Origin of the sequence: Neorhizobium sp. LjRoot104 (assembly GCF_964253725.1) — a bacterium.
Classification (GTDB): Bacteria; Pseudomonadota; Alphaproteobacteria; order Rhizobiales; family Rhizobiaceae; genus Neorhizobium.
The window spans coordinates 296051-307483 of record NZ_CAXURS020000001.1; the positions used below are offsets into that span (position 1 = coordinate 296051).

Sequence of the window (11433 nt, forward strand, 5' to 3'; positions counted from 1 at the left end):
GGCGGATCGCAACTCCTGAGCCGTCCCGTTGCGTCGGTTTGGGAGAGAGAGATGACTGGTGTAATCAAATACCTGCCTGCCAGGACGCTTGTTGCCGTCGCATTTGCCACTTTCGGCTTTGTGGGACTGATCGTCTGGGGAGAGTATTCCAGCTGGAGATCCCAGGTCGCCCGCATCGAAGCGGACCTGACGCAGACGGCCAAGGCGCTGGTGCAGCATGCCGATGATACGGTCGACATGGCAAAGTTCCCGCTGGCTGCCCTGATCACCCAGATCGAGCAGGAACGCGGCGGACCGGGCATGCCGGCAAGACTCACCCAGGTGATGAGGCGCCAGGTGGATACGACCCCTTGGCTCGGCGCTCTCGCCGTCATCGATGCCGATGGAAAAATGATCGCAACATCGTCGCGCATCGACGCCGGCGCTACGAATTTTTCAGACAGGGAATATTTCGTATTCCACCAGTCCTCCGACACGCTGGATCCCGTTTTGGGCAGGCCGGTGAAGAACAAGCTGTCCGGTGAGTGGATATTGCCCGTCACGCAAAGGATCAGCAATCCGGACGGAAGTTTCGGTGGGGTTGTGCTCGCGGCCTTTATCCTCACCGAACTGACCGATTTCTTTCAAGGTTTCAGCCTCGTCAGCGAGGGCTCGTTCCTGCTGGTCCGCCGTGACGGCGTCGTCCTGGCGCGCGCGCCATTCCTCCAGACACCGCTCGGGTCGAGCATATCCTCCGACGATCTCTTCACGACCCACCTTCGCCAACGACATTCCGGCTCCTATCACTTCGTTTCGTCGATAGACGATACGAAACGCATCGGCGGCTTTTATCAGAGCGAGCACAGCGGAATGGTCGGGCTTGCCGCCGTGTCTCAGTCCGAAGCTCTGGCGACCTGGATGAAGGGGGCGCGGATCCGCTGGATGTCCTGCTTCGTCCTGGTGGCGATTACCGGTTCCCTGGTTTGGCGCTGGCGGCGCCAGATCATGCTGCGGCGGGCGAGCGAAGCGTTGCTGGTGGCGCGCGAAGCCGAATTCCGGCTGCTTGCGGAAGGCTCCGGCGACCTGATCCAGCGGTTCAACGGTCATGGGATCAGGGAATATCTCTCGCCATCCGTCCGGGAAATCCTGGGCGTCGATGCCGAGGCGATGCTGGGCACACATATTCTCGAGAACCTGCATGAGGACGATATCGACGTCGTCAGCCAGGTCATGGACCGACTGCGGGAAGGATCGACCAGGGAAAACATGATCGTGCGCCGCAAGCGGGCGGACGGCAGGCAGATCTGGCTCGAAACCACGCTGAACAGGCTGCCGGGCGGCACCGACGGCACCGATATCCGCATCGTTGCCGTCACACGCGACGTCACGCGCCAGAAGAACCTCCAGGAAGAGCTGGATGCGCTTGCCAATACCGACGAACTTACCCAGCTCGCCAACCGCCGTTCCTTCAACATCCATTTCGAGGACATGATGCTGCAGGCCGCCCAGCAGCTCACGCCGCTCTCCATTCTGATGATCGATGCCGACCGCTTCAAGTTCTTCAACGATACGTATGGCCACGCCGCCGGCGATGACTGTCTGCGTGCGGTTGCCAATGTAGTGCGCGGCTCGATCCGCCGCTCGAAGGATCTTCCGGCCCGTTATGGCGGCGAGGAATTCGCCGTCCTCCTGCCGGATACGAACGGTGCCGGCGCATTGAAGGCGGCGGAAAACATCCGCCAGCGCGTCGCCGATCTTCGATTGCCGCATGAGAAGAACCTTCCCTGGGGATATGCGACGATCAGCATCGGCACGGCCACCTTCCATCCCGCAAGGGGCGACAGGGTGACCACCGCGGAGCTGTTCGAGCGCGCCGACCATGCGCTCTACCGGGCGAAGGACAGCGGCCGCAATCGGGTGGCGGCCGCCGAGCAAGAGGCGGCCATGACAACCGGCCGACCGGGTATCAAGTCGGTCTGAACTGCGTCGCCACGGTCACGGGCTCGTTACCTTTTGATAAATGCCAGATTTCGCGCTTGACGCCCGCCGGCAGGGGGATACTAAGAAACATCCCCCACCGACGGCCGTTTGACCGCCGACCATCCATCCCTATCGTGTTCGCCCTGCGGCGTTCCCAGGTGAACCCATGACCAATCCAAGCTCCAACCGGGCGCTCGTCATCGCGGCCGTCATGGCAAGCATGGCGATGATCGCAATCGAGGCGACGATCGTTTCGACGGCCATGCCGCAGATCGCCGCCCAGCTCGGGCAGCTGAACCTCTATAGCTGGGTCTTCTCGTCCTTCCTGCTCGCCCAGACGGCGATGACCGTGGTGTTCGGCAAGCTTTCCGATATCTACGGCCGCAAACCGATCATCCTGTTCGGTACGGCGGTCTTCCTGATCGCCACCGTTCTCGCAGGTTTTGCCTGGTCGATGCCGTCGATGATCGCCTTCCGGCTGTTGCAGGGCATCGGTGCCGGTGCGATCCAGCCGGTCATCATGACGGTCGTCGGCGATCTGTATCCCGGGGCGGAGCGTGGCAAGGTGCAAGGGTATCTCGCCAGCGTCTGGGCGCTTTCGGCCGTCGTCGGGCCCTTACTCGGCAGCGTCATCGTCCACAGCCTGCCCTGGGCCTGGGTGTTCTGGATCAACGTGCCGATCGGTATCATGTCGGCGGTCGGCTTCATCGTCTATCTGCACGAAGAAAAGCAGAGCCGCACGGCATCCATCGATTTCCTCGGTGCGGGCCTCTTTGCGGTGGCCATCTCCGCGCTGATGATCGCGCTAACCGAAACCGAAGGCACCACGGACTACATGTTCGTTTCGCTGGCGATCTTCCTCGTCAGCTTCGTGCTGTTCATCTGGCAGGAACGGCGCGCCGAGGCACCTATGGTTTCCCTCGAACTGTGGCTGAAGAGGCCGATCGCGTTCGCCAATACGGCGGTCTTTCTGTCCAGCATGGCGATCATGGGGCTGACGACCTTCCTGCCCATGTACGTGCAGACGGTGCTCAACCGGTCTCCGCTGGTGGCCGGTTTCACGCTGACCATGCTGCTGGTCGGCTGGCCGAGCGGCGGGACGTTCGCTTCGCGTATGTTCCCGCGCTTCGGGCTGCGGCCGCTGATGATCGCCGGCAGCCTCTTCGTTCCGGTGGGGGCGTTTCTCCTGGTGCTGCTGACGCCCGAAAGCTCGCCCGTCCAGGCAGGCACCGGCTCGCTGCTGATGGGCTTCGGCATGGGCCTGCTCAATATTTCCGGCCTGGTGATCATCCAGGACAATGTCGGCTGGTCCGAACGCGGCAGCGCGACGGCTTCCAACGTCTTTTCCCGCAATCTCGGCAGCACGCTCGGTGCGGCACTCCTCGGCGCCGTCTTGACCTACGGGCTTGCCAATTCCGTCACGGGGCCGATCACATCCGATCAGTTGCGCGATCTGCTGCAGGGTGTCGGCGGCGGACTTGCCGCCGACTCGCCTATCCGCTCTGCGCTCCAGCATGCGCTGCACATGACCTTCATCGCGATGTTCCTGATCACCGCCCTGATCATCGTCGCCTGCCTCTGCGTGCCGGGCGGGACGAAGCGCACCGAGGCGGTGCAGGAAAGCTGAGGCTTTCAAAACGGCCGATATCGCCGGTCGGCGGCGATATCGTTTGGCGGTGACGTATGTCCCGGCTGCCGAATTTGCAGCTTGAGTTTCAGTTGCCGATGCCGGCCTGCGCGACCAGGACCGGTTTGTCGCGGTAGTCGCTCGGGAACAGCTTCTTCAGGTTCTCGATCTTCGGCAGGTCGTTATAGACGATATAGGGATAGGTCGGATTCTGCGTCAGGAAGTCCTGATGGTAGGCTTCCGCCGGATAGAAGGCCTTGCCCGGCTCTATCGTGGTGGCGATCGCCTTGTGGTAGACCTTGGCCTTGTTGAGCTGGTCGATATAGGCCTTGGCGACGCGGGCCTGTTCCTCGCTGGTCGGGAAGACGGTCGAGCGGTACTGCGGGCCTGTGTCCGGACCCTGGCGGTTGAGCTGGGTCGGATCGTGGGCGACGGAGAAATAGATCTGCAGCAGATGCCCGTAGGTGATCTTCTTCGGATCGAAGGTGACGCGAACCGCTTCCGCGTGGCCGGTCTTGCCGTAACCGACCGTCTCGTAAACGGCGGTTTCCTTGGCGCCGCCGGCATAACCGGAAACGGCGTTCTTGACGCCTTCGACATGCTGGAACACGCCCTGGACGCCCCAGAAACAGCCGCCGGCGAAGATGGCGGTTTCGGTAGCAGTCGTGCTCGCCGCCTGGTCGATGGCGGGCGGAGGGATGGCGATACCCTCCTCGGCCGTGGCGGTGGTGGTCGCGCCGACCGTCAGGCCCGCAAAAACCAGCGCTGCGCCGGCAAAGGCGGTGAGGGTGTAGGGTGTCTTCGTTCTGTTTTCCATGGCGGTCTCCTCAACCGAAGTGAATGAAGGGTAGGGGATCAGGCCGATGCCGGACTGAATTTCATGACGGCGCCGTTCATGCAGTAGCGCAGGCCGGTCGGCTTCGGTCCGTCGTCGAAGACATGGCCGAGATGGCCGCCGCAGCGGGCGCAGTTGACGGCGACGCGGACCATGCCGAGCGTCGTGTCGCGCACCGTACCGACCGCTTTGTCGAGCGGCGCCCAGAAGCTCGGCCAGCCGGTGCCGCTTTCGAATTTCGTCTCCGAGGAGAAAAGCGGCTGGTCACAGCCGACGCAGGCGAACGTGCCCTTGCGGTGCTCGTTGAGAAGCGGGCTGCTGCCGGGATATTCGGTGCCTTCCTCGCGCAGGATATTGTACTGTTCCGGCGTCAGAAGCTTGCGCCACTCATCCGCGGTATGGGTCACGGGGAAAGTTTTTCCGGCGGCCGCAAGCGCCGGCCGGATGCTTGTTGCGAAAGGGATTGCGGCGAGCGCCAGGGTGCTGCCTGCCAGGAATATGCGTCTGTTGATCATGATGGGGCCTCCCGGTCCATAATCTGCTTTCCTGCATGATTACGGAAGAGGCGGGCGATGGGTTACACACATCGCTGCGAAACACCGAAACGTGATCCCGGCTTCAAGTCTGAATGCCATGAAGGCCCTGAACCCGGAGGCAGGGCCTTCATGATTGCGGCGTCAGCGCACCGGCCATTTCCAGTTGCGGATTTCCGGCATGTCCTCGCCATGTTCGCGGACATAACGGGTGTGTTCGCCAAGTTTGCCCTTCAGCATGTCGATCACGCCGGCCGCCTTCTCCTTCAGTCCCGGCACGCGCTCGATCGCCTCTATGGCGAGATGGAAGCGGTCGAGTCCGTTCAGCACCGTCATGTCGAAGGGTGTCGTCGTCGTGCCTTCCTCGATGAAGCCACGCACATGGATGTTCCGGTGGTTGGTGCGTTTGTAGGTCAGCCGGTGGATGAGGTAGGGATAGCCGTGATAGGCGAAGATCACCGGCCGGTCGGTGGTGAACAGCCGGTCGAATTCCTCGTCGGGCAGGCCGTGCGGATGCTGGTCCTGAGACTGCAGGGCAAGCAGATCGATGACGTTGACGACACGGATCCTCAAATCGGGGATCGCCTCGCGCAGCAGGGAGACGGCCGCGAGCGTCTCGAGCGTCGGCACGTCGCCCGCGCAGGCCATCACCACGTCGGGCTCGACCGGACCGCTCTCGTTGCCCGCCCAGTCCCAGATGCCGATGCCGGCTTCGCAGTGCCGGATCGCCTCGTCCATCGTCAGCCATTGCGGCTCGGGCTGCTTGCCGGCGACGATGACGTTGACGCGGTCCCAGGTCTTCAGGCAGTGGTCGCCGATCCATAAGAGCGTATTGGCATCCGGCGGCAGGTAGATGCGCACGATATCCGCCTTCTTGTTGGCGACGAGATCGACGAAGCCGGGATCCTGGTGGGAAAAGCCATTATGGTCCTGCCGCCAGACATGCGAGGTCAGCAGGTAGTTGAGCGAGGAGACCGGCTTGCGCCACGGCAGTTCGCGGGAGACCTTCAACCACTTGGCATGCTGGTTGAACATCGAATCGACGATGTGGATGAAGGCTTCGTAGCAAGAGAAGAAACCGTGCCGGCCGGTGAGCAGATAACCCTCCAGCCAGCCCTGGCAGAGATGTTCGGAAAGCACTTCCATCACCCGCCCGTCGCGCGACAGATGCACGTCATAAGGCTCGATCTTTTCCATCCAGACCCGGTCGGTGACCTCGAAGACATTGCCGAGCCTGTTCGACTCGGTCTCGTCCGGCCCGAAGATCCTGAAGTTGGAATTGATGTCGTTCAGCTTCAGCACGTCGCGCAGATATCTGCCGAGTATCTCCGTCGTCTGCACCATGTCGGCGCCCCGCGTCCCGACGGGCACCGCGTAGTCGCGGATGCTGGGCACGATCAGCTCCTTGCGAATGAGCCCGCCATTGGCATGTGGATTGGCACCCATGCGGCGCTCGCCGCCGGGCGAGAGCGCCCGCAACTCCTCCTTCAGCCGGCCATTGCCGTCGAAGAGGTCTTCCGGATCGTAGCTCCGCATCCAGTCCTCAAGGATCTTCCGGTGGCCCTCGTTCTCGCGGCAGCCGGAGACCGGAACCTGATGGGCGCGCCAGAAATCCTCCACCTTCTTGCCATCGACCTCTTTTGGTCCGGTCCAGCCTTTCGGGCTGCGCAGCACGATCATCGGCCAGCGCGGGCAGGTATCGGCGGTCTTTCCTTGGCGCGCTTCGCTCTGGATCGCGCGGATGCGATCGAAGACCTCGTCGAGCGTGGCGGCCATCTGCCGGTGCATCTTCTCCGGCTCGTGGCCCTCGACGAAGAAAGGCTCATAGCCGTAACCGCGGAAAAGATGGTCGATATCCTCGTCCGCCATGCGGCCGAGCAGCGTCGGGTTGGCGATCTTGTAGCCGTTGAGATGCAGGATCGGCAGCACGGCGCCGTCGCGGGCAGGGTTCAGGAACTTGTTCGAATGCCAGCTCGCGGCAAGCGGTCCGGTCTCGGCCTCTCCGTCGCCGACGACGCAGGCGACGACCAGGTCCGGATTGTCGAAGGCCGCACCATAGGCATGCACCAGTGCATAGCCGAGTTCGCCGCCTTCATGGACGGAGCCGGGCGTTTCCGGCGCCGCGTGGCTGGGAATGCCGCCCGGGAACGAGAACTGCCGAAACAGTTTCCGCATGCCGGCCGTGTCCTCGCCGATCTCCGGATAGATCTCGCTGTAGGTGCCCTCGAGATAGGTGCTGGCGACCATGCCCGGCCCGCCATGGCCGGGACCGCAGACATAGATCATGCTGAGATCGCGGTTGCGGATGATCCGGTTGAGATGCGCGTAGATGAAGTTGAGGCCGGGCGTCGTGCCCCAGTGGCCGAGCAGCCGCGGCTTGATGTGTTCCGGCTTCAGCGGCTCCTTCAAGAGCGGATTGTCGAGAAGATAGATCTGCCCGACGGACAGATAGTTCGCCGCCCGCCAGTAGCGGTCGATGAGCGCCAGTTCCGCCGTCGTCGTCTCATGGTTTTCCGGCGCGATGGTGTTGAGCTGCATCTCATTCTCCTTCGATGGGTCGGCCACATCTACCGCGGGCTTCCACCCGGGCTCATGACATGGATCAAGGCTGCGCATTGAGTACGGCGAGGCATTCCTCCGCGATCATCCGCTCCTCGTCGGTCGGAATGACATAAACCGCGACGCGGCTTGCGGGCGTGCTGATCTTCAGCGCGTTGCTGTCGTTGGCGGCCGCGTCCAGTTCGACGCCGAGCCAGAGCAGGCGTTCCGCGATGCGCTCTCGTATCAGCGGCTGGTTCTCTCCGATGCCGGCGGTGAAGACCAGCGCATCGAGGCCGCCCAGCGTCGATGCAAGCCTCCCGACCTCGCCGGCGATCCTAAGCGTGAAGAGGTCGATCGCCTCCCGCGCGTGCCCGCCGTCGTTCTCAATGAGTTCGCGGGTATCGCCGCTGACGCCCGAGACACCGAGGAGGCCGCACTTGTGATAGAGCATGTCCTCCAGTTCGCCCACCGACTTCCCGAGCGGGCCAAGGAGATGCAGCAGCACGCCTGGGTCGAGCCAGCCCGGCCTCGTCGCCATCGGAATGCCGTCGAGCGTCGAAAAACCCATGCTGGAATCGCGGCTCCTTCCGTTCTCGACGGCGCAGAGGCTGGCGCCGCTGCCGAGATGGGCGATGACGATTTTACCGTCGGCGATATCAGGCGCCTTCCCGGCAAGTGCCCCGGCCACGTACCGGTAGGAAAGCCCGTGGAAACCGTACCGTTTGATGCCCTGGTTATGGTAGGCGCGGGGAATGGCGAGACGCCGCACGAGATCGGACTGTGTGGCATGGAAGGTGGTGTCGAAGGAGCCGGTCTGGAAAAGCGCCGGACGCAGGTGCTTGACGGCCCTGATCATTCGTAGAGCCTGCGGTTGATGCAGCGGCGCCAGGTCGGTCAAGGCCTGGACCTTGGCGAGCGTCTCGGCCGTCAGTTCCACCGGGCCGTCGAAGACGTCGCCGCCATGGACGATCCGGTGGCCGGCGGAAGTGACGGCATCGAGATCGAAATGCGTGCCCAGTTCCCGGAACACTTCGTCCATCAATTCGGCGAGATCGTCGCCGGCCTCGCCCTTCAACGGCAGCTCGAACTGTTCCGGGCCTTCCTTCAGATGCAGCGTCAGCGGATAGGTTCCGAAATCGACGACGGCCTTGCCGATCCGCTCCGGTCTGCCGCCGTCCACCGTGAATATGCCGATCTTCACGGTGGACGACCCGGCATTGAACGTCAGGAGAAGGTTGTCCGTCATAGAGGCATCCCTGCTTCAAGTCGTTTCGCGGCAGTCAGCCTCGCAAGAGCGGCGGATGCCGTTCGAACCTTGGCCGGGTCTGCGCGGCTTGTCAGTATGATAGGAACCCGGGCGCCGAGGACCAGTCCCGCGGCGTCCGCGCCGGCGAAATAAATGAGCTGCTTGGCGAGCATGTTGCCGGCTTCGAGATCGGGAACCAGCAGGATATCCGCCCGGCCGGCAACCGGAGAGGCGATGCACTTCGCTTGCGCGGCCTCGATGCTGATCGCATTGTCGAAGGCGAGCGGCCCGTCGACGATCGCGCCTTCGATCTGTCCGCGCGCCGCCATGACGGTCAGGGCCGCCGCATCCAGCGTCGAAGGCATCCGGCTGTTGACCGTCTCGACGGCGGCAAGCACGGCCACGAGCGGCTTTGCGACGCCGAGAAGATGCATGAGATCGACGGCGTTCTGGCAGATGTCGCGCTTCTGATCGAGGTCCGGCTGGATGTTGATCGCGGCATCGGTGACGATCAGCAACTTGTCGTAGGCGGGAATGTCCATGACGTAGGCATGGCTCATGCGCCGCCCGGTCTTCAGTTTCGACGCCGGCGCGACGACCGCCGAAAGCAGCTCGTCGCTGTGCAGGCTGCCTTTCATCAGGGCAGCGACCTTGCCGGTGGAGGCGAGTTCGACCCCGCGGTCGGCCGCAGCATGGCTATGCTCGACGGGCTCGACGTCGATGCCGGCAAGCGACAGTTCGGCGGCATCCGCTATCGCCCTGATCTTGTGTTCCGGGCCGACCAGGACCGGATCGAGAAGGCCTTGTTCCTTCAGTTCGACGGCGGACCGCAGGGTTTCCGTCGAGCACGGATGGACCACTGCCGTTCGCATCGGCGGCAGCGAGATCGCCTGGCGGATGATGGCCTCGTAGCGGCCGTGATGTCTGAGCGTCATCTCCACGAAATGCCTTTCCTCGTCGTGCCGGGTGGCTTCGCTTTTGAACCGCGGCGGTCGGCACCGCCTTGACCCAGCGCAATGCCTCGCAAACCGTCATCAAGGATTCGTCTTCGCGAGACAGGCTGATGGAAACGGCCCCATGGAGAACGAGCGATGGCGCAGACAGCCGGACAGCCCACACCGAACGAAAACGAACCGAGCGATCTTTTCCAGGAGTTACTGGCCCTGCGGCGGGATATCGCCGCGCAGGCGGAGCCAGGCCTTCGCGTCCTGACCGGCGGCGGCGTGCTGGCCGACGAGCATCGGGCGGCGCTTGCCAACCTCTGCCACTATCTTTCGTTGAGGCGCCACGACCTGAGGCCGCTGCAGCGCCGGCTGATGTGGCGTGGGCTGTCCTCGCTCGGGCGGCTCGAAAGCCGCGTCCTGCCGACGATCGACGCGGTTCTCGCCTCGCTTGCGGGCGTCCAGGGAAGCGTTCCGCCCTTCGAGCCGCCGTCGGAGGAGCAATTCTTCCGGGGCGAGGGTCGGCTCACGAAAGCGACCGACGAATTGTTCGGATCACCGGCGGCCCATCGTCGCGGCCGCATCATGGTGACCTTGCCGGGCGAGGCAGCGGACCAGCCGGACTTCATTCTCGATCTTGCAAGACGCGGCATGGACATCGCCCGCATCAACTGCGCCCACGACGACGACAAGGCCTGGGCGGCGATGGCGGGGCATGTGCGGGCAGCCGGCGAAACGCTTGGCCGGCGGCTGACGGTGCTGATGGACATAGCCGGGCCGAAGATCCGCACCGAGAAGACCGCCGGCGACAAGAAGGCGAAATTGCAGGCCGGCGATCACCTGCGCCTCGTTGCCTCGGGCGAACCCTATCTGACCGACGGCGTGCCCTTCTGTTCCGCTGTTTCACTGCCTGAAATAGTCACCCGCGTCTCCGTCGGCGATCGCATTCGCTACGACGACGGCAAGCTGGAAGGCGTGATCGAAAGCGTGTCCGAAGGTGAAGCGGTCGTCCGCGTCACCCACACCAAGACCGGCGGCGCCAAGCTGAAACCGGAGAAGGGCCTGAACCTTCCCGATACCACGCTTGGCCTTTCCCCGCTGACGGCGAAGGACCATTCCGATCTCGCCACGATCATCGCCAATGCGGACATTCTCGGTTATTCCTTCGTCAGCCGGCCGGACGATATCGATCTTCTCGAAGAGGCGCTTGCCACCTTCCCGCCGCGCGAACACCCGCTCGGCCTGATCGCCAAGATCGAACAGCCGCAGGCCGTCACCAACCTGCCGGCGCTGATCGCGCGGGCGCGCTGCCGCAACCGGCCGTTCGGCGTGATGATCGCCCGCGGCGATCTGGCTGCCGAGATCGGTTTCGAACGGGTCGCGGAAATGCAGGAGGAGCTGCTGTGGATCTGCGAAGCGGCGGCAGTGCCGACAGTCTGGGCGACGCAGGTTCTCGAAGACCTGGTCAAGGACGGCCTGCCGTCGCGCGGCGAGATGACCGATGCGGCCATGGCGGCTCGGGCGGAATGCGTCATGCTGAACAAGGGGCCGGCCGTCGGCGAGGCCGTGACCCTGCTTGACAGCCTGCTCGCGCGGATGGACGGCCATATCCTCAAGAAGACGCCCACGCTCCGGGCGCTGAAGTCCTGGCCGGGCGCCGCGCAAGACGCAACCGGTGTCGTGCCAGCCCGTTGACCGATATCAAGGTCCAGGAGGCCGTTGAATGGCCTCTTGGTCGATAGAGGCGGCGG

7 protein-coding genes and 1 pseudogene are annotated in these 11433 nt (G+C 63.6%); 3 read left to right on the top strand and 5 right to left on the bottom strand.

The window, feature by feature from the left end:
- The first annotated feature begins 51 nt into the window (after positions 1-51).
- On the top strand, positions 52-1959 hold the full coding sequence (locus tag ACSQ8R_RS01425) for a sensor domain-containing diguanylate cyclase (protein WP_436251741.1): 1908 nt from the start codon (positions 52-54) through the stop codon (positions 1957-1959).
- 166 nt (positions 1960-2125) lie between these two features.
- On the top strand, positions 2126-3586 hold the full coding sequence (locus ACSQ8R_RS01430; RefSeq protein WP_436251742.1) for an MDR family MFS transporter: 1461 nt from the start codon (positions 2126-2128) through the stop codon (positions 3584-3586).
- 88 nt (positions 3587-3674) lie between these two features.
- Here ACSQ8R_RS01430 and msrA read toward each other — a convergent pair whose 3' ends face one another.
- The 5 genes and pseudogenes from msrA to ACSQ8R_RS01455 form a co-directional block, all read right to left on the bottom strand.
- The gene (gene msrA, locus ACSQ8R_RS01435) at positions 3675-4403 is read right to left on the bottom strand and encodes a peptide-methionine (S)-S-oxide reductase MsrA (RefSeq protein ID WP_436251743.1); all 729 of its coding nucleotides are present in this window, start codon (positions 4401-4403) and stop codon (positions 3675-3677) included.
- A gap of 38 nt (positions 4404-4441) precedes the next feature.
- Positions 4442-4936: a peptide-methionine (R)-S-oxide reductase MsrB gene (msrB, locus tag ACSQ8R_RS01440; protein WP_436251744.1), complete on the bottom strand. Its 495-nt coding sequence runs from the start codon at positions 4934-4936 to the stop codon at positions 4442-4444.
- A gap of 162 nt (positions 4937-5098) precedes the next feature.
- The gene (locus ACSQ8R_RS01445; RefSeq protein ID WP_436251745.1) at positions 5099-7492 is read right to left on the bottom strand and encodes a phosphoketolase family protein; all 2394 of its coding nucleotides are present in this window, start codon (positions 7490-7492) and stop codon (positions 5099-5101) included.
- Between the two features lie 64 nt (positions 7493-7556).
- Positions 7557-8741 (bottom strand): acetate/propionate family kinase, encoded by a 1185-nt coding sequence (locus tag ACSQ8R_RS01450; protein WP_436251746.1) that lies wholly within the window; start codon positions 8739-8741, stop codon positions 7557-7559.
- Positions 8738-9694, bottom strand: a pseudogene (locus tag ACSQ8R_RS01455) (bifunctional enoyl-CoA hydratase/phosphate acetyltransferase); the annotation flags it as partial. The pseudogene ACSQ8R_RS01455 and the gene ACSQ8R_RS01450, both read right to left, overlap by 4 nt.
- Positions 9695-9832: 138 nt before the next feature.
- On the opposite strand from ACSQ8R_RS01455, the gene ACSQ8R_RS01460 reads away from it, so the two are divergent.
- Positions 9833-11377 carry a pyruvate kinase gene (locus ACSQ8R_RS01460; RefSeq protein ID WP_436251747.1) on the top strand — a complete coding sequence of 515 codons (1545 nt, stop codon included), beginning with the start codon at positions 9833-9835 and terminating at the stop codon, positions 11375-11377.
- The last annotated feature ends 56 nt before the right edge of the window (positions 11378-11433 follow it).